The sequence below is a fragment of the Clostridium sp. Marseille-P2415 genome (genome assembly GCF_900155545.1).
In the GTDB taxonomy this organism is placed as follows: domain Bacteria; phylum Bacillota; class Clostridia; order Lachnospirales; family Lachnospiraceae; genus Lacrimispora.
Genome location: NZ_LT732526.1, coordinates 1,737,417 through 1,761,525 on the forward strand (window position 1 = coordinate 1,737,417; position 24,109 = coordinate 1,761,525).

The window sequence follows — 24,109 nt, forward strand, 5'->3', positions numbered from 1 at the left end:
CCATTCAGCCCTCTAATCCTTAGAAAATATTTTTTTCATAACTTCAATAAAATACCGCTCTGCTCCGTCCAGATAAGCGTCCTTGAGATAAATCACATTCACATCCCAGGTACTTACCTGGTTTCCTAAGCTATAGCAATGTATCTTATCCCGGCCACCCAGGATTGCCACTGCCCGCTCCGGGACAATCGCAGCTCCCAGGCCGGAATCCGCCAGCTGCAAAGCATTCATAGTACTGGAGGTCTCCATTACAACGCAGGGATTTATATGGTTCTCCCGAAACAGGCGCTCTGCCTCAAGCCGGATCGCATGGCCTTTTTTCAGCAAAATGAACGGAACATACTCCAGAGCCTTAAAGTTCACCACATCATTGCACCCCTGCTCCATATGCTCCGGCCCCAGTACCCCCTCACCGGCAACCAGCAGAAGCTCCTCCTTATAGATCAGCTCCATCTCCAATTCGATCTTTGAGTCACTGACCATATCGGCAGACTCTTTGGGAAGGATGACAAAATTAGTATCTCCTTTTTTCAGCCCCTCCATCAGTATACTCGAATTAGCCTCTACCGGACATATCTCCACTCCCGGATATACTTTTTTAAACTCCTTCAAAGTGGCGGGCAGCATAAAGCCCGCCCTTTCCAGTGGAATGCCCAGGGTTATCCTGCCTCGTTTTCCTTCACCGATATCAGTAAGCCGGCGGCGCAGGTTATCCTTGAGAAGGAGGATTTTCCGAGCTGTCTCCACATACGTTTCTCCTGCATAGGTAAGAGCGATGGGGTAGATGGTCCTGTCAAACAGCTTTACCCCCAGATCATTTTCCACTTTTGATATAATCTGACTGAGAGAAGGTTGTGAAATATAAAGTTTCTTAGCTGCCGCTGTTACGCTTTTGCAATCTGCCACTGTCGTAATATAAACAAGTTCTCTAAAGTCCATGTGATACCTCCTGCTTTCGTAACACAAAACACCCGACAACCTGTCCGAGCCCGCTTAAACGGGCTTCGGACAGGATATGCCGAGTCATCTTGTTTTGTATTATCATATCACATTTCAGGCCATAAATCCAAACACAATGCTGGCCAGCAGCAGGATAATCGCACCTCCGATACGCGATGAGATCTGAGCGTAGCTCATAAGATTCATTCTTTTGCCGGCACCTAAAACCTGAAGGTCCCCGGATCCGCCGCGGTTAGCCATACAGAGCCCGGCAGTAATGGCTGATTCCACAAAGTTAAACCCGAACAACATTCCCATTGCTCCAGATCCGATAATCGCACCGAATACTACAAATGCGCAAATCACCAATGTCTGCCAGTTAAGTACTGCCAGGAAATCTGCCAGATCTGTGAATGCGATACCGATGCCAAACATGCAATAACACATAAGCGGCTTTGTAAAGAAATTCGATAATTTCTTTACACCTTCCTTAATTTCAATGGGAACGATATTGGAAACGTTTAGAATCGCCGTAATTACAACCATATAAGCATACATGTGTAAAGATACAGGACCAATAGCCGGAAGTATATTCTCAGAAAATACCAATGAAACCACAAAAATCGCTCCTGCAAGTAAAAGGCCTCCAGCCATTTCAAATTGGCTGATCTTAGGTTTTTCCTGGCTGTCCTCAACCAATACATACTTTTCCGGATTCTTTAATAATTCCCCTTTTCCGGAAAGCTTTGGAATTTTTTCTCCCAATGAATTAAGTAAAACTGCTCCGATAATAGCAAAGTTGTTTGCAATATTTAAAATGGCAAAAGCCTTTGAATAGTATGCATCCTTTCCCAATCCAGTACTTGCCTCCCACATCTCAGACAATGGGATAGCTCCGGCTCCGTTTCCGCCTCCCATAGTTGGAAGTACATAATAGGCGACCACTTCCTTGATATTGACGCCGCAGATAACGGCACCTATCATGCCAAAGACAGCTGCTGCAGCGATACCACCAAAAATAGCTGGAATGTAACCACTAAAAGCCTTAATAAGCTGCTTACGGTTTACAGCCAACACCGCCGACACAATTAACAGTGTAATGAATACTGTCTGGAAACCAAAATCATCATAGTAAAACGTAATCGCCTCTGAATACCTGGCCGGAAGGATCTGAAAGTATTCCAACACAGCCGCGCCAAAAAATGCCATAACCGCACCACCGCCCAGAAAATCCTTCCAGACAGGCAGACGCTCACCGATTTCAAAAAGCAGCAATCCCCCGGCAAACATGATAATTATAATAGTTAACATATCCTGGTCCGGCAGAAGCTCCATATAGGTCGCCCCATAAATCAGCAGCAGGCAGACAGTTATCAGCCAGATTGGCATTCCATAATACTTCTTCTTTAATATTTCCATAATAATTTACCCCACTTTTTTGCCCATAATTTAATTTGTAGTTTTATAATAATTAATCAGACATCCCGAGAGCACAATTTCTTTTTCTACCTCTGTCATAACTCCCACGGAACAGGAATAAACCTTTCCGCTGCCATCCATAACCCTGAGAGAAATCCTGTCTCCTCCTTTCCTTACTTTTTCCCTTACATTTTCTATAAATAAATATGTACCATTCGGAATGTCGAGCTTCTCGTCGGTCTGTAATGGCAGGATTCCCCAATTAATCAGGTTGGAACGGTAGCGTTTCGTGGAATAGGCATTAGCAAGATTAGCAAAACCACCCAAAACCTTCTGACAGCTGGCCGCCTGCTCTCTGGAGGAGCCATCCCCGATTTCCTGGGAAACCATAATGCTTCCGATTGTAATATCCTTAAGAGTACAGCCGGTATCACTGCAGATTTCCCGGATAATCCGGGCACATTCTTCATCCGATACAGTCCCCTTCTTCGTAAGCTCCCCGCTTAAATTTCTTACCTGCTTTGCCCTCCCCACATATTCCGGGTCACGGCTGATCATGGTATATTCTGAAATTTTCTCAGGGTTAGAACGGTAAGAGGAGGCATCCCCGGAAGGAATCAGCTCGTCCGTGGTAACAGAACCCTCATAGGAGCCCGCCACTTTTAAAAGCAAATGCCTGCCCATAGGAACCATTTCCGGCCAGTCTGCAATATTGGGGCCCATCCGTAAAACATAATCCGGGTTTTCATGTCCGAAATTATCGTAAACCTGTTTCTCATAAACCTCCGGATCATATTCATACTCCGGATACGTATAGNGGATTTTCCGAGCTGTCTCCACATACGTTTCTCCTGCATAGGTAAGAGCGATGGGGTAGATGGTCCTGTCAAACAGCTTTACCCCCAGATCATTTTCCACTTTTGATATAATCTGACTGAGAGAAGGTTGTGAAATATAAAGTTTCTTAGCTGCCGCTGTTACGCTTTTGCAATCTGCCACTGTCGTAATATAAACAAGTTCTCTAAAGTCCATGTGATACCTCCTGCTTTCGTAACACAAAACACCCGACAACCTGTCCGAGCCCGCTTAAACGGGCTTCGGACAGGATATGCCGAGTCATCTTGTTTTGTATTATCATATCACATTTCAGGCCATAAATCCAAACACAATGCTGGCCAGCAGCAGGATAATCGCACCTCCGATACGCGATGAGATCTGAGCGTAGCTCATAAGATTCATTCTTTTGCCGGCACCTAAAACCTGAAGGTCCCCGGATCCGCCGCGGTTAGCCATACAGAGCCCGGCAGTAATGGCTGATTCCACAAAGTTAAACCCGAACAACATTCCCATTGCTCCAGATCCGATAATCGCACCGAATACTACAAATGCGCAAATCACCAATGTCTGCCAGTTAAGTACTGCCAGGAAATCTGCCAGATCTGTGAATGCGATACCGATGCCAAACATGCAATAACACATAAGCGGCTTTGTAAAGAAATTCGATAATTTCTTTACACCTTCCTTAATTTCAATGGGAACGATATTGGAAACGTTTAGAATCGCCGTAATTACAACCATATAAGCATACATGTGTAAAGATACAGGACCAATAGCCGGAAGTATATTCTCAGAAAATACCAATGAAACCACAAAAATCGCTCCTGCAAGTAAAAGGCCTCCAGCCATTTCAAATTGGCTGATCTTAGGTTTTTCCTGGCTGTCCTCAACCAATACATACTTTTCCGGATTCTTTAATAATTCCCCTTTTCCGGAAAGCTTTGGAATTTTTTCTCCCAATGAATTAAGTAAAACTGCTCCGATAATAGCAAAGTTGTTTGCAATATTTAAAATGGCAAAAGCCTTTGAATAGTATGCATCCTTTCCCAATCCAGTACTTGCCTCCCACATCTCAGACAATGGGATAGCTCCGGCTCCGTTTCCGCCTCCCATAGTTGGAAGTACATAATAGGCGACCACTTCCTTGATATTGACGCCGCAGATAACGGCACCTATCATGCCAAAGACAGCTGCTGCAGCGATACCACCAAAAATAGCTGGAATGTAACCACTAAAAGCCTTAATAAGCTGCTTACGGTTTACAGCCAACACCGCCGACACAATTAACAGTGTAATGAATACTGTCTGGAAACCAAAATCATCATAGTAAAACGTAATCGCCTCTGAATACCTGGCCGGAAGGATCTGAAAGTATTCCAACACAGCCGCGCCAAAAAATGCCATAACCGCACCACCGCCCAGAAAATCCTTCCAGACAGGCAGACGCTCACCGATTTCAAAAAGCAGCAATCCCCCGGCAAACATGATAATTATAATAGTTAACATATCCTGGTCCGGCAGAAGCTCCATATAGGTCGCCCCATAAATCAGCAGCAGGCAGACAGTTATCAGCCAGATTGGCATTCCATAATACTTCTTCTTTAATATTTCCATAATAATTTACCCCACTTTTTTGCCCATAATTTAATTTGTAGTTTTATAATAATTAATCAGACATCCCGAGAGCACAATTTCTTTTTCTACCTCTGTCATAACTCCCACGGAACAGGAATAAACCTTTCCGCTGCCATCCATAACCCTGAGAGAAATCCTGTCTCCTCCTTTCCTTACTTTTTCCCTTACATTTTCTATAAATAAATATGTACCATTCGGAATGTCGAGCTTCTCGTCGGTCTGTAATGGCAGGATTCCCCAATTAATCAGGTTGGAACGGTAGCGTTTCGTGGAATAGGCATTAGCAAGATTAGCAAAACCACCCAAAACCTTCTGACAGCTGGCCGCCTGCTCTCTGGAGGAGCCATCCCCGATTTCCTGGGAAACCATAATGCTTCCGATTGTAATATCCTTAAGAGTACAGCCGGTATCACTGCAGATTTCCCGGATAATCCGGGCACATTCTTCATCCGATACAGTCCCCTTCTTCGTAAGCTCCCCGCTTAAATTTCTTACCTGCTTTGCCCTCCCCACATATTCCGGGTCACGGCTGATCATGGTATATTCTGAAATTTTCTCAGGGTTAGAACGGTAAGAGGAGGCATCCCCGGAAGGAATCAGCTCGTCCGTGGTAACAGAACCCTCATAGGAGCCCGCCACTTTTAAAAGCAAATGCCTGCCCATAGGAACCATTTCCGGCCAGTCTGCAATATTGGGGCCCATCCGTAAAACATAATCCGGGTTTTCATGTCCGAAATTATCGTAAACCTGTTTCTCATAAACCTCCGGATCATATTCATACTCCGGATACGTATAGGTTACATCCAGCTCTGTTGCTGCGGTAAGATACCCGTTATTACGTACCGTTGCCGCAACGGAGCGGGCATCCATGAGGATGGATGCAGCCATCTGTCCCTGCCCGGGCTTAGAGCCCTCACGGTTCGGATAATTTCTTGTGGTATGACGGATGCTTAAACTGTTGTCGGCAGGCACATCAGTCACTCCAAAGCATGGACCGCATATGCAGGGGCGTATAGTCGCGCCGGACAATATAAGACGGTTTAAAATTCCTTGTTTCATCAAGGCCAGATTTACCGGCTGGCTGGAGGGATTAATACCGATTCCAGTCTGGCTGCCCCCTATATGATAGCCATCCAAAATATCTGCCATAGCTGCAATGTTCTCAAACATGCCGCCTGCGCATCCGCTGACCAAAGCCTGATCCACCCGCAGATTTCCTTCCTCCAGATGGTCCATAATGGAGAATTTTTTTCCTTTTTCACCTTTGATGAGGTTCCCTTCCTCTTCCACAGCCTTTAAATATTTTTCCGGATTTTTTTTGAATTCCCGGATGGATATCACATTACTTGGATGGAAAGGCAAGGCCATCATGGGTTCTACTTTGGAAAGGTCAATCTCAATCATCCCATCATAATAAGCTACACCCGAAGGTTCCAGCTTTTTATATGAATCCTCTCTCTTATGTATTTTCAGATATTCCCTTACCATTTCGTCTGTACACCAGATACTGGAAAGTGCTGCACTCTCCGTGGTCATCACATCAATTCCCATGCGGAATTCCACACTTAAATTTTTGATTCCCTCTCCCAGAAATTCTAAAATTTTATTTTTGTTAAATCCATTCTTAAAGGTAGCACCTACCAATACCAGAGCCACATCCATGGGACCTACTCCATCTCTTGGCTTTCCCGTAAGCTTCACCGCCAGTACCGGCGGCTTCGGTATATCGTATGTTTTTCCGAGAAGCTGCTTGACCACCTCTCCGCCGCCTTCACCAATTCCCATGGTACCGAGGGCTCCGTATCGTGTATGGCTGTCGGAACCGAGAATCATCCCACCGCATGAAGCCATGCGCTCCCTCATGTATTGGTGCAGTACCCCCCGGTAAGGAGGCAGAAAAATACCACCATACCTTTTTACGTTATCCAGGCCGAATACATGGTCATCTTCATTAATAGTCCCTCCTACTGCGCAAAGGGTATGATGGCAGTTGGACAATACATACGGTACCGGAAATTTCTTCAGACCGCTGGCCCTGGCCGTCTGAAGGATATTCACGTAATTATTATCCGGGGATACCAGCGAATCAAATGTTAATTTTAAATTCTTCCTATCAGCACTATGGTTATGGCTGCTTAATATCTGATCGGATATTGTATTTTTTTCTGCTTCCTCACGGCTGATGGAAGGGGATTTTACCATACTGCCGGCCGGTGATAAAAATACGCCTGTTTCTGTTAACTGAATCATGTGTTCACCTCTATCTATTTACCGCACTAATGAGTACAATCTATGCCTGCACGGATACTTTGGATTTTATGTAAGCCAGCTGTCCGCCTTTTAACAGAATCTCCACTTCCGTATCCGATAAATCGAGTCTCGTCATGAAGGACGTTCCTCTTGTCTTATTCTCCACAGCCACTCTTTTCTCCTTCATCCCGTCCAGAAGATTGTGGATTTCAATTTCATCCCCCAGATGAATCGCATCATAATCAGATGGATTTTCGAATAGCATGGGAATGACGCCATGGTTAATCAGGTTATTTTTATGGATACGGGCCAGACTCTTTACGATCACAGCCTTGACCCCCAGGAACATGGGCGTAATTGCCGCATGCTCTCTCGAGGAACCCTGTCCATAATTCTCTCCGCCCACTATGACAGAGGTCTTCATTTCCTTGGCCCGGCCCACAAAATCCTTATCATAACGGCTATAAGCATACTCTGCAATAAGCGGTATATTGGAACGCATGGAGGAAAACTGCGCATTGGCCGGGGTGATATCGTCTGTGGTCACATTGTCACCAGCCTTTAAGCTCACCTTTGCATGAAGTTCCTGTGTGGGAGCCGTATTGATGGGAAGAGGTTTGATGTTAGGGCCGCGTATGATTTCCACATCACTGCCATCCTCAAGGGGCTTTATGATCATGCTGTCATCCACCGGATATTCCGGCGCTTCTTTGATATCAGCCAGAACAGATACATCATCCATCACTTCTTTTGCCTCACAGATATATCCTTTGACCGCGCATGCAGCGGCCACCTCCGGACTTGCCAGATACAGAGACGCATCTGCTGTGCCCCCTCTTCCCGGAAAGTTCCGGTTGGAGGTTCTGACCGATACTCCCTTTGTTGCAGGTGCCTGGCCAATACCTGTACATGCTCCGCAGGCAATCTCTGTTATACGCACACCAGAATCGATTAAATCCTCAATGATTCCCTCCCTAAGCAGTTTCTTAAATATCTGTCTTGTGGAAACAGCACAGGTACAGGATACATCTTCATGGACCTTCTTTCCTTTCAGCACAGCTGCCGCCTTCCTGATATCTGCATAGGATGCATTGGTACAGCTTCCTATGAAAACCTGCTGTACTTTCACACCTTGGCACTCAGATACCGGGCGCACCTGGTCAGGCTGGCTGGGACACGCAACAAGCGGCGTCAGCTCACTTAAGTTGATCGTCATTTCTTCGTCATATTCAGCGTCCTCATCCGGCAGAAGCTCAGTAAATTCATCCGCACGGCCCTGGGATTCAAAGAAACGCTTCACTGCGTCATCCGCCGGAAATATGGAGCTGGTAGCACCCAGCTCAGCTCCCATATTCGTAATAGTAGCCCTCTCCGGCACTTCCAGACTCTTTACTCCCTCGCCCACGTATTCGAAGATTTTTCCCAGACCACCCTTAACACTTAAACGCCTGAGCATTTCCAGAATAATGTCTTTCGCCGCTGCCCCCGGTTCCAAATGCCCGATCAGATTGACCTTCACTATCTTTGGCATTTTCAGCCGGAAGGGCATTCCTGCCATGGCCGTTGCCACATCCATGCCTCCGGCTCCAATGGAAAGCATGCCGATTCCTCCGGCCGTGGTGGTATGGCTGTCAGATCCAATAATCGTCTTTCCCGGAATACCAAACCTTGCATAGTGAACAGAATGGCATATTCCATTTCCAGGCCTGGACAGATACACCCCATATTTTTTAGCGATGGACTGAAGAAAAATATGATCATCCGGTGTCTTATTATCTACATACAAAAGATTATGGTCAAGATAGCTGACGCTGCATTCTGTCCTGACTTTGGGAAGGTCCAATGCCTCAAATGCCAGATAAGCCATGACCGCCGTAATATCATGTGTCAGTGTATGATCCATTTTCAGATAAATTTCTTCCTCCACAGCCATCCCGGCATCCTTAACCAGATGGTTTTTAATAATCTTTTTGGACAGATTCATTCCCATTGTCCATATCCTCCGATCTTCTCCTCATTTGTTGCAACAGCCCTTGTTATAAGGGACTTTTTGCTTGTTGTTAAAATTATATCATTAAAACTGATATAGGAAAAATATATATATTTATATGTTTATTATAGGTTTTTTTGTATGGTTTAACAGACATATCAAATGCTTCCCGTTTCGGCAGATAAGAAGTAAATTAAAAAAAGCAGTCCTCCTAACATGCAGGACTGCTTTCCCATCTATTAACCAATGGGATTTAAGGCCGTTTTTTATAATATCCTCCTGTCAAAAACTCCCTGACCATCTCCGGCTCTACCTCCTTCAATGAAAAACCTCCCATTCTGGAAAGAACATTCATCCGGCAGACCTGTTCCGTTATCTCAAGCGCAGTCAATGCCTCCTTCAGGTTTGTATCATAGGCCAGTAATCCATGGTTTCCCATGAGGATTATATTTGTTCTGTCCGCCACTTCAGCGACCGCATCTGCCAGCCCCTTACTCCCTGCATGGAAATATGGTACGGAAAGAATATTGGCATCATAATACATGGATTCTATAAAAAGGTTTGTTTTTAACGGAATATCAGAACAAGCGCAAAGAGTTCCAAAAAATGGGGAACTATGTACGATTCCTCCCACGTCAGGGCGTTTCCGGTATACCTGCAGATGCATTCCTGTCTCCTTGGAAGGTTTTCTGGTTCCCTCTGCCTGATTCCCCTCCAAATCACAAACAATGATATCATCCTCAGTCAGACTTCCCATCACTGTTCCGCTGGCAGTAATCCATACCCTGTCACCGTGCCTGAGGCTTATATTCCCTGAAGTCCCCCAGGTAAGCCCTTTATCCATGATTCCCTGTCCCGCCTCTATAATCTGCTGTTTCAATTGGTCCATGATCCAATACCTCCAATTTTATATCATTCCTGTCATACGCAAAGCTTCCTCAAAAAATTCTTCCTGTCCAAAATTCCCGGACTTTAACACCAACCGCAAACCAGGTCGTTCCAGAGGTGTCATAATGGGCACTCCGGGAGCCACGCTCTCTCCTATGAGATAGGAGCTGCATCCCAAAGCCTTTGTAATAGCGCCGGAAGTTTCCCCTCCGGCAGAAATAATACGTGCGAAGCCCTCTTCCACTGCTTTTACGGCCAAAGCAGCAAGCGCCTCCTCAATTTTACCAGCCGCGTTTTCTTCCCCCAATTTTTGATTTTCCCGGAGTTCCTCCGGAGGTGCAGAGCTGTAGATCAGCGGAGTTTCTTTTTGCTCCCTGATCCATTCCCAAATACGGCTCACCCCTTCCTCCCCGGATAACAGTTTTTGAGGATAGATCCGGTAACAGGGCTTCCCTGTACGTTTATAAGCCTCTATCTGCTTTAAAGTAATGGCAGAACAGCTTCCTGCCAGCAACAGGGCTTTTCCTTTTACCTTTTCTGTATGACGATTCGAAGTACCGGTTAAAGTACGCTTCGCCAGATGTCTTCCCAAGGCTCCTGCAAGGCCGGAACCGCCGGTGAACAGCTCCAGCGTCCCAAAGCGTTCTGCTATCAAATCTCCGTGCCCATCCTGGTAATAATCCGGTATCAGATATGCATGGCCCTTTTCTTCTGCTAATTCTTCCATTCTCTGCTTCAGGCAGCTGAAGGCCTTTTGGTCCTCCAACATGGGGATTTCTGCCAAAACACATGGATATTTCCCCTGCTGCCTCATTAACCCCTCTATGCTGTCGTCCCACATAGGAGTGAGGGGATGATCCTTCATATGGCTTTTATGCAGGGGTATCCCATCTACCAAAAGCCTCCCTCCCTTTACAGTCCTTCCATTCACCGGCAGGGAAGGGCAAAGAAGTGTGTACGGTATGCGAAAGTACTCCATCACGGCATCTGTTACCGGACCAATATTTCCCTGTCTGGTAGAATCAAACGTAGAACAATACTTAAAATAAAATTTTTCCGCCCCGGCCTGTTTCAGCCATTCAAAAGCACGTATGGACTGTTCAACCGCTTCCTTTACCGGTTCTGTCCTGCTTTTCAAAGCAATGACCATTGCTTGTATGCTGCCGTCATCCTCCATTTTTTTCTGGGGAATTCCATTTAACAGAATAGTCTTAAGCCCTGCCTTTACCAGAAAGGAAGCTGCATCTGACGCCCCCGTAAAATCATCTGCCACACATCCCAAAAGTAATTTTTCCAAAATGAATTACCCCCTCTCCTGCATCGCCTCTTTGATAGCCCGGTATGCACTGTCTGGGCTGGTGTACAATTTTGCGTGGTTCAATTTTACGCCGGCAGCAGCCTGCGACATGGAAATCTGAGCCAGCACAATTTGATCATACTGTCCATCCAGCTCCCTTACTTTGTTCTGTATGATACTGTCGCATTCCTTAAATCTTCCTCGCTGCATCGCCTCATAAGCATCGGAAAGTACATGCATATCCACTCGTTCAGGCCTCTGATATTTACGGCAATACGAAAAATACATTTCCCTGGTCGTATTGACTGTTCCCTCAAAGGTACAGAGAATAGCAGTTTTCCCTCCATTCCATGCTGCACGGTCCAGCATAGCTCCATCCGGACATATGACAGGCTTAGACAATAAAGCGGAAAAGTGCTCTGCATATGGAGAAAAAATGGTACAAGTCATCAGGATACCGTCCGCCCCATCTTCGCAGGCAGTTGCCAGCATCTGGAACATCCTTTTCATGGAGGAATCATTCATGCCGCCATCCTCTCTCACCTTTTGCAGCAGGTAACTATCCAGATAATTACGGATTTCTATTGGTTCTTCCTGTTGATTCAGAAAATCTGTCATAGGGTTCACCGCATTTAAAGTTACGCTTACAAGTGCTATTTTCTTCTTCATCTTGCCATCCTTTCCAATAAGAAGTACAGGGCAGGTGAAGCATTCCTTCTGCCTCATCTGCCCTGCGTTTATTTAGGATATCTCCTGGTTTAATTTCTGATATAAACCGTACCATCCATAATCCGCCTTGCCGTGCGCTGGACAGCCACGCCGTTAAGTTTTATCCCGCCCTTTTCCTCAACGAAGTCAGGATACATGGTCATGATCCCACTCGGATGCCCGATTTTCACATAACCATTGCTGTTAAAAGGCAGCCCCAGGGTTTTCTCAATAATACTGCCCTTGAGCTGAGCCGCCACGGAAATGGAGCTGGCTGAAGTGAGGGGACAGGCCTTATGACACTTAAACACAGAGATGACTCTGGCACAGATGTCCATATCCTCTGCCCGAATCCGCTCGCCTCCTATGTCCGTAAAAGAAGAAGGCCTGGTGAAGAAGCCGACTTTTGGAACTGCCGGGCTGTTGGCTTTCGCATCCTCAAGATCTTTTGCAAATCCCATCATACAGCAAGCGGTCCCTCTGATCTTCTCAAGAAGCTCGCAAGCCTGCTCATTCCTGTTCACCTCTTCCGGCAGCTCTGCTCCTGTCAATCCAATATCCTCAGCCCTCACAAGTACCATAGGGTTTGATACATCCAGAATACTGGCTTCGATGACACCAAAACCGGGAATTTCCAGCACATCCAGCACATTTCCCGTTGGAAGCAGCTTTCCGGTTTTCGCTCCGGCAGGATTTAAAAAGTTTACTTTCAGCTCCGCAGCTGTACCGTCCACACCTGCAATATGACAATCGCCTTCCTGTGCAAATGTCCCGTTCTCGCAGGGCACCTCTATATTGATGTACTTATCCGTATTCCTGTTAAGCATCCTCACTGTGGTGACCGGCCCGTTTCCCTGCACCATCCCTTCCTCGATCGCAAAGGGACCTACAGCAGCTGTCATATTACCGCAATTGCTTTTGTAATCCACCTGGCTCTTACCTACAATAACCTGGCCCACCAGGTACTCTATATCCACATCTTTTTCATCGCTCTTCCATACGATCACAATCTTGTTATTGGATGATACCGTACCTCCCAGGCCATCAATCTGTTTCGGATCCGGATCGCCCATTGCCTGCAAAAAAATGGAGTCCCATTCATTTCTGTCCTCTGGAAGATCCTCCTTCCGGAACATGCAGCCTTTGCTGGTACCGCCTCTCATGAACACTGTCTTGAATTTTCTCAATTCTGTCCCCCTCCTCTATCTGATCTTATCAATGGTTTCCAGAAGATAATCTGTAAACGCTTCCGCACTTGCTCCGTCCTTGTCTGTGGTTATTACCTTCTTGCGTTCTGTTATGGTACATACATCCAGCGCCTTATCCAGGATATTTTTTCTATCTGCGTAACCGATATGGGACATCATCATCCCTACCGCACGGATCAGGCTGCATGGATCCGCATAGTCCCCGCGTCCATGGTCAATGAGGAAAGGAGCGGTTCCGTGAATAGCTTCAAACATGGCATATCTGTTACCCAGGTTGGAAGAAGAAGCAGTTCCCAGTCCTCCCTGATGTTCCGCAGCCACATCTGTTACAATGTCTCCATAGAGATTAGGAAGTACAATCACTTCAATGCCCTTATTGAACTCCGGATCCAGCATCTTAGCACACATAGCGTCTACCAGGCGTTCCTGGATTTCGATTTCAGGATATTCTTCCCCAACCTTTCGGACTGCTTTGATGAAATTACCGTCTGCCAGCTTCACAATATTGGCTTTTGTAACAATCGTCACATTCTTCTTTCCATTCTTTCTTGCGAATTCAAACGCAGCCCGTGCAATGCGTTCGCTTCCCTGCTTGGTCTGCACCTTGAAATCTACCGCCAGATCCGCATTTACCTGTATTCCTTTATTTCCCCATATGTACTCGCCTTCAATGTTCTCCCGGAAAAAAGTCCAGTCAATGTTCTTGTCCGGAATGCGGATGGGACGCACTGCTGCAAACAATTCCAGACCCCGGCGCAGCAAACTGTTCGCACTGATTAAATTAGGCCATGGATCAGATGCCCTTGGTGTCACCATCGGTCCTTTTAAAAGTACATTACACTTCTTCACTTCTTCAAATACTTCATCGGGAAGGCTCTTAAGCTTAGCAGCTCTGTTCTCAATGGTCATGCCTTCAATCATCCGTAATTCCAGATGCCCTGATTTTATCTCTGTCTCCATAAGGCGGTTAAGTACCCGCAGAGCCTGTTTCATGATAATCGGACCAATGCCGTCTCCCGGCAGTATTCCAACTATGATTTTATCTAATTTATCAAAATCCGTAATATTCGTGTCAGCTTTCATGCGCTCAATTCGTTCATACTCTGATTGGATCAGTTCACCGAATTTTTCTTGTGCTGCTGTGATATGATTATCAAAACTCATCTCTTTTCTCCTTTTTCCTTTTGAATTTTAATGTATGGCATGTTATCTGCTTTTTATACAATAATTATAACACTTCAAATTATATAGGAAAAATATATCTTTTAATATGTTTTCCATAGGCTTTTTGCTATACCTATTCTAGCGCATCCTATCGTTTATTTCAGGAAAGAAAAGGCCAAACTTCCAATGAGAAGTATCATGGCTCCTCCAATTCTGGAAGATATCTGAGCATAGCTGATTAAATTCATGCGCTTAGCAGCACCCAGAACAGCCAAATCTCCCGCTCCGCCCATGTTTGACATGCATAGCCCAGCTGTTATGGCGCTTTCAATTGGATGAAATCCCACAATCCAGCCGAAACAGGCAGACCCAATGCCCCCTCCTAATTACTTTCCGGTCCCATCCACCGGCTCAGTATGGACCCTTGGCATTGCCTATCATCCGAACAAATATGTAACAAAAGCCATCCCTATGGTGATGACACCCTTTCTGCTGTCCACAATATCACGTATATTTTCTTTCATCCTGCAGTCAAGCCCCAATATCATTTTGGCTGTTTCTATGTACACCTCTCCAGCAGGAGTTAAGGAAATAGGAGTGGTTCCCTGGTTAAAAATTAAAGCTCCCAGTTCTTCCTCTATTTTCGCTATATAATGACTTAAAGACGGCTGAGTTATGTAAAGCTCCTCTGCCGCCTTTGTAATACTTTTCAGCTCTGCAACCTTAAGCACATACTGATACTGTTTCAGCTCCATCGAGCCCCCTCCAATGTACTCTGACTTTTATCCCTTCTTGTTCCACTTTATTCTGGTAATCACACAACCTGTACGCTCCATTTCCTCCACTACTTTCTTCTGAGCAGCAACCTTGCGCTCCGTACGTTCCAGGATGTCCCCGGCCTCCTCCGGTCTTATGACACATACTCCGTTCATATCTCCGGCTATGATATCTCCCGGACGGATAATAATACCTCCACAGCTCACAGGCACATTAATCTGTCCTACTCCGCTTTTACCGGCAGTTCCGCAGGTAAGCCCCTTGGCATACACAGGGAATCCCACCTCTTCACATCCTTCTAAGTCTCTGAAGGCTCCATCCACAACAACACCCTCTGCCTTCATCATTCTGGCACAGTAACTTCTATGATCCCCCCAGTAAGAGCTTTTTAAATTCCCCTTCCCGGCAATTACAATCACGTCTCCCTCTTTAACCATTTCAATTGCATCTGCCACAATTCCGCCTTCCCCAGCAGGTACATTCACTGTCAAAGCAAACCCAATAATTTTTTTTCTTCCTATCCATGGTTTTATCTGGCAATCCATAGCTTCAAATACTTCCATACCATCACACAGTTCCGGAACTGTATATTGTGATATTCTCTTCAATAAGATCCTCTTGCTGTCTTCCATTTTCTATGTTTCCTTTCTGACACTTTCTCAATATAATTATAATAGTACTTGTACTATAAGTAAAATATATAGTTATTATAATTCCCATAAGTTTTTATCTATAGTTTTTCCTACATGGATTAATGAAGGATCAGACACCAGACCGGTATAGTAATCATGGATAGTAAAGTAGACGAAACCACGCCTTTTGCTGCAAACACTGCATCACACTTATATTTCGCTGCAAGTATGGCAGTTACACTGGCTGCCGGCATGCCTGCCAGCACTACGGATACCCCAGTCACCACCGGCTCCAGACGAAATCCCAGACACAACAGATATATAAGGCCGGGGATCAATACAAGACGGATAAGAGAATAATATATCGTAACACGATTCCATAAAGAACGAAAACGAACCCCTGCTAAAATGCTTCCAATAAACAACATAGACAACGCCGTATTAGCGGAAGCCAGGGTTTTCACAGTCTGTTCCGCCACAGAAGGAAGCCTGATTCCTGTAACCATCAGTACCATTCCTACTGCCACTGCCAAAATACAGGGATGAGTTGCTATTTTTTTCAAAAGTGTTTTTCTGTCCGGACTTTCTGTGAAATAGGCAAGCCCCGCAGACCACATGAATATCCGCTGCGGAATAAGATAAATCGATGCATACAAAAGTCCAAGGGAGCCAAATATGCTCTCCGCGATCGGATTGCCAAGTATTCCTGCATTGGAGCAGATTGTGGCATATTGAAGGACGTTCCTGCGCCTTTTTTCCATTCCCGGATAAAGAATAAAGCTCAATATATAAGTTCCGGCCTGTATCCCTACAGCCACAACAAGTATGACCATGCAGTTCACCAGAATTTTCTGGTTAAACTCTATCTCAAAGGAACGGATAATGCTGCATGGAAGTGTTACATAAATTACCAGGTCTGTCAAAAGCCCCTCATTCTTCTCTTCTACGATTCCCATCTTTTTTAACAGCAATCCCAGAATCATTAAGCTGAATAACATACCCTGCATCTCAAACAAACGCTCAAAGCTCATAATTTCTCCAATCTTATTTCAGCCCAAATATTGTGCCATACTCATTCTTTCAGATATGTTTTTTAATCAGTAACTGCATCAATAAGTTTAAACACAGAGCGAACCGCAGCCATTTTAAAAGTGGATACATTGATTATAAAGATTTATAAACATAATGTAAAATATATGTTTTATATAATGATCATATTATTTATCCTATATATTTAATTGCTGAAACGATTAAAAAGCCTTGGAAAACCACAGGGCATTTATTATTTCCTTAATTACTTGAATGACCGGATAAATCATCCAGAATCATTTGTATAAATGATTTAACATAATCTGGCAGTTCTTTTTTATCGTGATATAAAAAATATGTTGTTCTTTTCACTGGATTTCCAAATTGATCAGCCATAGTACATTTACACAAATCTAAAGATTCTGCTTGTACAGGAGAAAGAAAACAGACAGCATATCCCAGACCTTGCCGAACCATTTGCCATGCACTGTCAATAAATGTAGTTGTCATGCTGATATATGGCGGTCTATCATACTGCTGCTGCCACCATTCATCAATCTGCTTTTGCGTTGAACTGCAAATATCATAAATAATGATTCCCTATTTCAAACAGTAATCCTCCCAAAGCCATTAAAAAAGCAATTGTCGATAATACATCATTGCCCATGGTTCCAGTATAAACTCCAATCATAACCAATATAAACATAATCAAAAACGGAACTACTGGCACCCCTTGAATTTTTATGGTGAATTTACAGAAACAGACCGGTTTATGCCTGATCAGAGTAATTCCTTCTCTCAATCAGGGCACTTATTATTTTCACATAATTATAACAATTTCAGGATTTAATTCATATAATAAAAAATGAAACGGTTTTATTTATTTGAATAAAGATGTGAGGATATGCTGTTATGCATTATAAAAAAGGTCCCGAACTTACAGGACGAATCGTATTACCGAAAGAACCCCAGTACAATATAGCACGTCAGGAATTTAATACCTTTTTCAACAGATACCCACTGGTTATCGTTTTTGTCCAGGAAATAAAGGATGTAATTAACGCCATACACTGGGCCCGTTATAATGATGTTCCAATCCGTATACGTTCCGGACGGCATAATTACGAAGGTTTATCAGTTTTGAATGCCGGTATTGTTATTGATGTCAGCGATATGAAACATGTTGAGATAGACAGCAGGTGCGGGACTGCTAAGGTGCAGACCGGTTTGCGTGACTTTGAATTAGCCCAGATATTGGGTGAACAGGGTTTGGTAGTGCCCCCCGGTCTTTGCCCGACTACAGGCATTGCCGGATTTACGCTTGGCGGTGGTCAGAGCAGCCTGTCGCGGCCATTGGGTCTGGCAATTGACAATTTGCTCGATGTAGAAATGGTCAATGCTGATGGCTGTTTACTACATGCTAATTCTAATGAAAACGCCGATCTTTTCTGGGCCTTGCGTGGTGGTGGAGGCGGCAATTTTGGAATCTGTACTTCTTTTTGCTTCCGTACTCATCCGATTGACACAGTTGCTTATGCTGAAATTAATTGGGATATTCAAGACTTAAAACCAGTACTGCAAAGCTGGCAAAAATATACGCTTCCTTGTTCTGATAAAAGGCTTACCCCGCTGCTTACCATAGCATCAGGTGAGAGTACCCTGCTGTTGATGCAGGGAGTATTTCTGGGATCGTCTGAGGAACTGCAGCAGCTTCTGAACCCACTGCTCCATGCAGGATCACCGCAAAAAGTGTTCATCGAAGAAATACCCTGGCTTGAGGCAGCAGCCAAAATAGCAGCCACCCAGCCAGATTCTCCTGAGCCTTTTAAGAGTGTAGGTCCCTTCGTTTATCATCTGCTTCCTGATGAAGCGATAACTATAATCGAGCGCTTTATCAATGAGCCTCCGACCTCCTCGGTCTCTGTATTTTTCCATGGACTGGGCGGGGCAGTTGCAGAAGTTCCTAACAAAGCCACAGCATATTTCTACCGTAAAGCTCTCTCGAATATTTCATTTTATTCCACATGGAATACACCAGAAGGAGCCGGTCCGGGTATTCGATGGGTAGAGGACTTCCGTAAGGCAATGAGGCCTTTTACCAGAGGCGTATATGTTAATACACCTGACCTTGCCATCAATAACTGGTGCAAAGCTTACTATGGCAGTAATTTTAAAAAACTGACCCAGGTTAAAGCTGAATACGATCCGGATAACATCTTTCGATATCCACAAAGTATACCGCCAGACTATATATTGAAAAATAAGAATCGGTGTAACTAATATAATCTGTGTTCTTTATAAAATCTTTAAAAACTAAGGGAATAATTATGAATGTTAAGAAACAAAATTCAAAAGATAACATATGGGGAGGTCTCACCGATGTTCCCGGGATCCTGGTAGGAAACGCTGAAGATAAAAGCGGTCGTACCGGATGTACGGTGATTCTCTGCCCTAAGGGAGCAGTTCCCGGCGTTGATGTAAGCGGGGGCAGCCCCGGTACCCAGAATACAGATATCATTCGTCCAGGTGCTTCAGAGTATCCCGTGTACGGCGTTCTTCTTACAGGCGGCAGCTTCTTCGGACTCCCGGCAACCGGCGGAGTCATGCGCTGGCTCGTTGAGCATAAAATTGATGAGGTGCCACTGGTACCTGCTGCGGTCATATTCGACCTCCTCTACGCCAAGGACTCTCCTCCGCCCGATGCTGCACTGGCTTATGCCGCCTGTCAGTCTGCAAGCGCAGGCCCCATAAAAGAAGGAAATGTAGGGGCCGGTGCAGGAGCAACAATAGGAAAAATCTACGGGGTTCCAATGAAGGGAGGACTTGGTACTGCTTCTATACAAATTCCAGATGGTCCCGTAGTTGCCGCTCTGGCTGTAGTCAATGCTTTGGGAGATATATGGAATCGGGGACATATTATTGCAGGAGCCTTGAATTCTGACGGCACATTTGTTAATCAAACCCGGTTCATGATGGAGGGGGTACCATCACCACTATATTACAGCAACACCACAATCGCAGTAGTGGCTACAACCGAACGGCTGACAAAAGCAGAAGCCAACCGGGTGGCCCAACTCTCCGATGATGGTATGGCCCGAGCCATATCCCCCAATCATACACAATGGGACGGTGATACGATTTTCTGCCTTGCCTTGGGAACACACACCAGCAATATGTCGAGAGATGCAGTTGTTACACAGGTAGGCACAGCCGCTGCTTTGGTACTTGAGAAGGCTATAATAAGGGGCACTGGCAGCACAATCGGAATGTACGCATTTAAAGAGATCATGCGTACGTAACCGCCATCAACATAAGGGGAATACAATAACCAGATAAACAGATAACAATTGAGCGTATCTTAAACAGGCAGAAGCCGAAGTAAAATACGCTCATTCCCTCATATGGTTTTATGCAGTTAATCAACCTTTTTTAATTCGCCCGTTACAGAATCTATTACTAATCCATAAACCACGATCCCTTCCGGAACCAAGGGATGTTTCTGTATCAGCTCTACTGTTTTATTAATAGAAATACTTAAATCCATAAAACCAGCCAACCATGAATCAAAATCAATACCAAAGTACTTTATCGCTTGACAAAGACCGTCCCGGCCTTCAGGGTTATGGCATACAGCAAGACAACCCTTACGGTCTGCTGGAGTATTATTATGATGCCGGCAGCGGATCCATGATATGGCAGCATTCAACAACGCCCCCCGCCGGTGATGTAGGAAGAGGCGTCATCGGAGATGTGGATCCCCGTTATCCGGGTTACGAGGTCTGGTCCTTCTCCGGTATCTATAATGCCCCCACGAATACCCAGCTTACACCGGCGGATAACAGCCAATCGACAGCGGATAACAGGCCTTACCCTGCTTTCCGTCTATGGTGGGATGGGGACCTGCTAAGCGAAAGCTTTAACGACGGTAAAATTGAAAAGTTTGATTACAGCATAGGCGGCGATATTAATAATTGGGATTACAGTGTAAAAAGAGTTAAACGTTTATTAAGGACTACGGATTACCACTCTTCAGTCCTCAGTGACCGCCGTGCTCCAGTATTCTATGGCCCTACTGATAAACGTATCTATACATTGGCTCAAAATCCGTTATACCGGAGTAATATGGCCAGCAAGGGTTACCTAGAATCTCATTTAACAGATTTTTATCTGGGTGACGGCATGAATACACCGCCGGTTCCAAATATCTATCTGGCACCTTAACCGGAACAAGAGGCTGTTGCAAAATTTTCAACAGCCTCTTATTTCCTTAACAAAGATTTTTACCTGATCTATCAATCTGCTTTCTATTTGCAAATGCTGTTTATGCGCTCCGGAGTTATTTCATCATAATACTTCGCCATAATCTGACCTTCTTTGATCCAGGCGATACAGGGGGCATTCTCAACATCAAGGCGTTTTGCAATTCCATCTGATTTATATATATCAATACATGATACCCGGATGTCGCAATGATCCCGTTCAAACTCTTTGAAAACCGGCAGCAGCTCTCTTGCACGGGGATCAATTGCATTATAAATATACACCAGGGAAGGTTTTCCCTCATTCATAATCTGCTTATCAAAAATTTCACTTTCCGATATATATTTTTCCGCGCCGTATCCGGCAACGGCTCCATCTCCCACCGCTGTTGCAACCTGCTTTAAGTATTTGTCACGTACATCTCCTACAGCAAATACTCCGGGTATGTTTGTTTCCATCCGTTCATTTGTTATGAGATAACCTCCCCTATTCATGTCCAGAATTTCACGGAATAATTCTGTATTTGGCAGGTAACCGATAAACAGAAAACAACTGTCCACTTGAACAGGGATTTTTTCCTCTGTTTTCACATTTTTTAACACAACCGTATGCAGCCTTTCGTCACCTTCAAAACTGTCTGCAACCGTATTCCAGATAAATTCCATTTTCGGATTAGCAAGAGCCTGCGCCTTTGCAATCTCGTTGCAGTCCATTTTGCCATTCTCATGCATAACGGATACCATTACCTTATCTGCAAATTTGGTTAAAAATATTCCCTCTTCAATGGCTGCATCTCCGCTTCCTATTACCATAACGGTCTTCCCTGTATTCGCCGCTGCATCACAGGTCGCACAGAAAGATATCCCTTTATCATAAAGATATAATTCCTCGTTTTTTGCACCGGTCAGACGGGGTTTTCCGCCGCTTCCGATGATGACAGCCCTAGCCTGGTAAATGTTACGAAACGTTTCTACCTGCTTTATATCCCCTTCCAAAGATACGGACTTTACATCAGTCAATTTAAATTCTACACCGAACTTCTTAGCCTGTTTATAAAATAATTCCATCAGTTCAAGCCCTGTTGCCCCATCCGGAAAACCGGGATAGTTCTCTATTTCATTGGTATATGTGGCAAGCCCGCCTACCAGAGTTTTTTCTATGATCAAAGTTTTAAGCTTGGCTCTGCCGCAATATATTCCCGCAGTTAAGCCGGCTGCACCGCCTCCTATAATTACAACATCATATGATTCCGTTTTTTTAGTCATTATAACCCGTTCCTTTCTGAATGCTCTTTTTTAAGCAACCACAGCCGTTTTTCTCTTTACCCATGACCGGGGATTCATATTTTTTTAGGGGCAATCAAATATGATCGCCCCATGATTACAAATCACATAAAATATCTGGCTAATAATTTGCTTCCCAGAAAAGCTCCTACAAGCAGAAATGCCCCGAATACCCATCCGGATAAGGAAAACGATGATATAGCGGTAAATAACGCTCCTATATTACAGCCATTTGCAAGTCTTGCCCCATAGCCCATTAACAAACCGCCAAGGATTGCAGCTGCTGCCTGCCGTAATGACTTGATCTTCTTGATCTTAAACTGTGATGCAAATAACGTTGCTGCAAGGGCTCCCAGCACAATGCCCAAATTCCGGATGGAAGCACCGTCTGCCAGAAAGCCGGTATTTAACTCCTTCTGCATTTTTTCAGAAGCATAATATACCCAGCCGCTTGCGTCACCCCCAAGTTCTTTGTAGACCCAGGTACCCCAGTTGGCAAATGCGCTTGTCACTCCCCAGCCGCTACCCAGGGCTGCAAAATGAGCGATTTGAAAAACGGCAAGCAGAACGGCTCCGGCCACGTATGTTATGGGTTCTTTTAACAGTTTTTTGTAAATCGGATGATCACCAAGCTTTATAAAAAATTGTTTCAAATTTATTCACCTGCTTTCACAGAAGCTATCTACTTCGTCTTTTCAATGACAATTTCCCACTCACCATCATCCACTTCTTCAATTTCTACGTTATGTCCCTGTTTCCTTGCCCATTCAGGAACATTCTTCATTGCACAGCTATGATCAATGGATACGGCCAAAACATCTCCTACCGATAACTCACCGATCTTCTTCTCTGTTTTCATAAGCGGGACCGGACAAGCCTCTCCCAGACAATCTAATGTAAATTCCGCCATGTGATATCTCCTTTATAATTAAATTTTATTCTGCACTTCCCATTTTCTTTTCCTGCCATTTAACGGCTGCTATGTATAAAAGAATAATGATCAATCCCTGTACAAGGATTGCACCGAACCAGCCAAACACATCCGGTAAAAAGATTTTCGGAGCGTTTTCATTGAATCTGCTCCAGAAGTTCATATCGTGTGCGCCCCAGAAAGAACCTGCTACAAAAAACACCAGGGACAGTACCTGCATTGCAAAGCCCTCTCCAACGCGCATCAAAGTTCCGGATGCACAGCCTCCGGCAATGACCATTCCAATGCCAAACATGACCGCACCGATCACCAGGGGCAAACCCATGGGCGCCACGCCGGTCATGTTGAAATTGGATTCTGCATTTGCCATGACACCGGCATACTTGATCGCCCAAAAACCGACACTGGCAACTGCGACTGCCACCAGTACGGCCCTTGTTACAGATGTGCTTCCTGTGATACACGGGTCACGGAATGCTGCCGTAAAGCAGAAACGAGAACGCTGCAGAATATACCCGAATGCAATACCAAATCCCCAATAAACAGGCAGTTTATTGCTCCCTCCTGCCAAATAAAAGCCAAAAGCAATGATCAGAATTGTAATCAGAATTGCATATGGAATCTGACTCTTTTTGGGTTTCCTTGGTTTACGCACTCTTTCCCCACTTACGCCTGTATTAATCTCTGACACGTAAATCCCCCTTTCATAAATTATACTTGTTAATATAATAACAAAATTACAATTCGAATTATACCATACTTATCAAAATTCGGTTAATCAAGAATCTGATATGCCATAAGATTTACTTATAACCTATTATTTTATCGCACTAGCCACAGGGAGACATATTTGTTATAATGA

23 protein-coding genes are annotated in these 24,109 nt (G+C 44.7%); 3 read left to right on the forward strand and 20 right to left on the reverse strand.

What is annotated here, in order from left to right:
- Nucleotides 1–12: 12 nt before the first annotated feature.
- From BQ9856_RS12955 to BQ9856_RS25750, 16 genes are all read right to left on the reverse strand, one after another.
- A complete protein-coding gene (locus tag BQ9856_RS12955) occupies nt 13–939 on the reverse strand; it encodes a LysR family transcriptional regulator (RefSeq protein ID WP_077611415.1) in 927 nt (308 codons plus the stop codon).
- Between the two features lie 114 nt (nt 940–1,053).
- Nucleotides 1,054–2,358, reverse strand: coding sequence for a 2-hydroxycarboxylate transporter family protein (locus tag BQ9856_RS12960; RefSeq protein ID WP_077611416.1), 1,305 nt, complete (start codon nt 2,356–2,358; stop codon nt 1,054–1,056).
- 30 nt (nt 2,359–2,388) lie between these two features.
- Nucleotides 2,389–3,390: a LysR family transcriptional regulator gene (locus BQ9856_RS12965; protein WP_077611417.1), complete on the reverse strand. Its 1,002-nt coding sequence runs from the start codon at nt 3,388–3,390 to the stop codon at nt 2,389–2,391.
- Between the two features lie 114 nt (nt 3,391–3,504).
- Nucleotides 3,505–4,809: a 2-hydroxycarboxylate transporter family protein gene (locus tag BQ9856_RS12970; RefSeq protein ID WP_077611416.1), complete on the reverse strand. Its 1,305-nt coding sequence runs from the start codon at nt 4,807–4,809 to the stop codon at nt 3,505–3,507.
- Nucleotides 4,810–4,839: 30 nt separating this feature from the next.
- Nucleotides 4,840–7,080 carry a hydratase gene (locus BQ9856_RS12975; protein ID WP_077611418.1) on the reverse strand — a complete coding sequence of 747 codons (2,241 nt, stop codon included), beginning with the start codon at nt 7,078–7,080 and terminating at the stop codon, nt 4,840–4,842.
- A 40-nt stretch (nt 7,081–7,120) separates the two neighbouring features.
- Entirely contained in the window at nt 7,121–9,070 is a 1,950-nt protein-coding gene (locus tag BQ9856_RS12980; protein WP_077611419.1) for an aconitate hydratase, read from the reverse strand.
- A 253-nt stretch (nt 9,071–9,323) separates the two neighbouring features.
- Nucleotides 9,324–9,959 (reverse strand): class II aldolase/adducin family protein, encoded by a 636-nt coding sequence (locus BQ9856_RS12985; RefSeq protein ID WP_077611420.1) that lies wholly within the window; start codon nt 9,957–9,959, stop codon nt 9,324–9,326.
- An 18-nt stretch (nt 9,960–9,977) separates the two neighbouring features.
- The gene (gene otnK, locus BQ9856_RS12990) at nt 9,978–11,255 is read right to left on the reverse strand and encodes a 3-oxo-tetronate kinase (protein ID WP_442855527.1); all 1,278 of its coding nucleotides are present in this window, start codon (nt 11,253–11,255) and stop codon (nt 9,978–9,980) included.
- A gap of 6 nt (nt 11,256–11,261) precedes the next feature.
- The gene (locus tag BQ9856_RS12995; RefSeq protein WP_139348693.1) at nt 11,262–11,924 is read right to left on the reverse strand and encodes an aspartate/glutamate racemase family protein; all 663 of its coding nucleotides are present in this window, start codon (nt 11,922–11,924) and stop codon (nt 11,262–11,264) included.
- A gap of 89 nt (nt 11,925–12,013) precedes the next feature.
- On the reverse strand, nt 12,014–13,150 hold the full coding sequence (locus BQ9856_RS13000) for a 2-methylaconitate cis-trans isomerase PrpF family protein (protein ID WP_077611423.1): 1,137 nt from the start codon (nt 13,148–13,150) through the stop codon (nt 12,014–12,016).
- 15 nt (nt 13,151–13,165) lie between these two features.
- Entirely contained in the window at nt 13,166–14,335 is a 1,170-nt protein-coding gene (locus BQ9856_RS13005; RefSeq protein WP_077611424.1) for an isocitrate/isopropylmalate family dehydrogenase, read from the reverse strand.
- Nucleotides 14,336–14,490: 155 nt separating this feature from the next.
- Nucleotides 14,491–14,709: a 2-hydroxycarboxylate transporter family protein gene (locus BQ9856_RS13010; RefSeq protein WP_077611425.1), complete on the reverse strand. Its 219-nt coding sequence runs from the start codon at nt 14,707–14,709 to the stop codon at nt 14,491–14,493.
- Nucleotides 14,710–14,772: 63 nt separating this feature from the next.
- Complete coding sequence (locus BQ9856_RS13015) at nt 14,773–15,090, reverse strand: LysR family transcriptional regulator (protein ID WP_077611426.1); 318 nt, start codon at nt 15,088–15,090, stop codon at nt 14,773–14,775.
- Nucleotides 15,091–15,117: 27 nt separating this feature from the next.
- Nucleotides 15,118–15,744 carry an RraA family protein gene (locus tag BQ9856_RS13020; RefSeq protein WP_077611427.1) on the reverse strand — a complete coding sequence of 209 codons (627 nt, stop codon included), beginning with the start codon at nt 15,742–15,744 and terminating at the stop codon, nt 15,118–15,120.
- 119 nt (nt 15,745–15,863) lie between these two features.
- Nucleotides 15,864–16,775: an AEC family transporter gene (locus BQ9856_RS13025; protein ID WP_077611428.1), complete on the reverse strand. Its 912-nt coding sequence runs from the start codon at nt 16,773–16,775 to the stop codon at nt 15,864–15,866.
- A 259-nt stretch (nt 16,776–17,034) separates the two neighbouring features.
- Nucleotides 17,035–17,370: a LysR family transcriptional regulator substrate-binding protein gene (locus BQ9856_RS25750; RefSeq protein WP_077611429.1), complete on the reverse strand. Its 336-nt coding sequence runs from the start codon at nt 17,368–17,370 to the stop codon at nt 17,035–17,037.
- 315 nt (nt 17,371–17,685) lie between these two features.
- On the opposite strand from BQ9856_RS25750, the gene BQ9856_RS13035 reads away from it, so the two are divergent.
- The 3 genes from BQ9856_RS13035 (at nt 17,686) to BQ9856_RS13050 (ending at nt 20,994) form a co-directional block, all read left to right on the forward strand.
- Complete coding sequence (locus tag BQ9856_RS13035) at nt 17,686–19,053, forward strand: FAD-binding oxidoreductase (RefSeq protein WP_077611430.1); 1,368 nt, start codon at nt 17,686–17,688, stop codon at nt 19,051–19,053.
- Between the two features lie 47 nt (nt 19,054–19,100).
- Nucleotides 19,101–20,072, forward strand: a complete 972-nt coding sequence (locus tag BQ9856_RS13040; protein WP_077611431.1) for a P1 family peptidase — start codon at nt 19,101–19,103, stop codon at nt 20,070–20,072.
- A 259-nt stretch (nt 20,073–20,331) separates the two neighbouring features.
- Nucleotides 20,332–20,994 (forward strand): rhamnogalacturonan lyase family protein, encoded by a 663-nt coding sequence (locus BQ9856_RS13050; RefSeq protein ID WP_159441993.1) that lies wholly within the window; start codon nt 20,332–20,334, stop codon nt 20,992–20,994.
- 83 nt (nt 20,995–21,077) lie between these two features.
- Here BQ9856_RS13050 and BQ9856_RS13055 read toward each other — a convergent pair whose 3' ends face one another.
- The 4 genes from BQ9856_RS13055 to BQ9856_RS13070 form a co-directional block, all read right to left on the reverse strand.
- Nucleotides 21,078–22,298 carry an FAD-dependent oxidoreductase gene (locus tag BQ9856_RS13055; RefSeq protein ID WP_077611433.1) on the reverse strand — a complete coding sequence of 407 codons (1,221 nt, stop codon included), beginning with the start codon at nt 22,296–22,298 and terminating at the stop codon, nt 21,078–21,080.
- 122 nt (nt 22,299–22,420) lie between these two features.
- Nucleotides 22,421–22,969 carry a YeeE/YedE thiosulfate transporter family protein gene (locus BQ9856_RS13060; RefSeq protein WP_200801309.1) on the reverse strand — a complete coding sequence of 183 codons (549 nt, stop codon included), beginning with the start codon at nt 22,967–22,969 and terminating at the stop codon, nt 22,421–22,423.
- A gap of 29 nt (nt 22,970–22,998) precedes the next feature.
- Entirely contained in the window at nt 22,999–23,226 is a 228-nt protein-coding gene (locus BQ9856_RS13065) for a sulfurtransferase TusA family protein (protein ID WP_077611434.1), read from the reverse strand.
- A 25-nt stretch (nt 23,227–23,251) separates the two neighbouring features.
- Nucleotides 23,252–23,938, reverse strand: coding sequence for a YeeE/YedE thiosulfate transporter family protein (locus BQ9856_RS13070; protein WP_077611435.1), 687 nt, complete (start codon nt 23,936–23,938; stop codon nt 23,252–23,254).
- Nucleotides 23,939–24,109: the final 171 nt, after the last annotated feature.

Coding starts and splice junctions, on each gene's coding strand:
- BQ9856_RS13015 (WP_077611426.1), bottom strand. CDS start 15,090: ATGGAGCTGAAACAGTATCAGTATGTGCTTAAGGTTGCAGAGCTGAAA.
- BQ9856_RS13050 (WP_159441993.1), top strand. CDS start 20,332: ATGAATCAAAATCAATACCAAAGTACTTTATCGCTTGACAAAGACCGT.
- BQ9856_RS13020 (WP_077611427.1), bottom strand. CDS start 15,744: ATGGAAGACAGCAAGAGGATCTTATTGAAGAGAATATCACAATATACA.
- BQ9856_RS12955 (WP_077611415.1), bottom strand. CDS start 939: ATGGACTTTAGAGAACTTGTTTATATTACGACAGTGGCAGATTGCAAA.
- BQ9856_RS13040 (WP_077611431.1), top strand. CDS start 19,101: ATGAATGTTAAGAAACAAAATTCAAAAGATAACATATGGGGAGGTCTC.
- BQ9856_RS12980 (WP_077611419.1), bottom strand. CDS start 9,070: ATGGGAATGAATCTGTCCAAAAAGATTATTAAAAACCATCTGGTTAAG.
- BQ9856_RS12970 (WP_077611416.1), bottom strand. CDS start 4,809: ATGGAAATATTAAAGAAGAAGTATTATGGAATGCCAATCTGGCTGATA.
- BQ9856_RS13055 (WP_077611433.1), bottom strand. CDS start 22,298: ATGACTAAAAAAACGGAATCATATGATGTTGTAATTATAGGAGGCGGT.
- BQ9856_RS12975 (WP_077611418.1), bottom strand. CDS start 7,080: ATGATTCAGTTAACAGAAACAGGCGTATTTTTATCACCGGCCGGCAGT.
- BQ9856_RS13005 (WP_077611424.1), bottom strand. CDS start 14,335: ATGAGTTTTGATAATCATATCACAGCAGCACAAGAAAAATTCGGTGAA.
- BQ9856_RS12985 (WP_077611420.1), bottom strand. CDS start 9,959: ATGGACCAATTGAAACAGCAGATTATAGAGGCGGGACAGGGAATCATG.
- BQ9856_RS12995 (WP_139348693.1), bottom strand. CDS start 11,924: ATGAAGAAGAAAATAGCACTTGTAAGCGTAACTTTAAATGCGGTGAAC.
- BQ9856_RS13065 (WP_077611434.1), bottom strand. CDS start 23,226: ATGGCGGAATTTACATTAGATTGTCTGGGAGAGGCTTGTCCGGTCCCG.
- BQ9856_RS12960 (WP_077611416.1), bottom strand. CDS start 2,358: ATGGAAATATTAAAGAAGAAGTATTATGGAATGCCAATCTGGCTGATA.
- BQ9856_RS13025 (WP_077611428.1), bottom strand. CDS start 16,775: ATGAGCTTTGAGCGTTTGTTTGAGATGCAGGGTATGTTATTCAGCTTA.
- BQ9856_RS13035 (WP_077611430.1), top strand. CDS start 17,686: ATGCATTATAAAAAAGGTCCCGAACTTACAGGACGAATCGTATTACCG.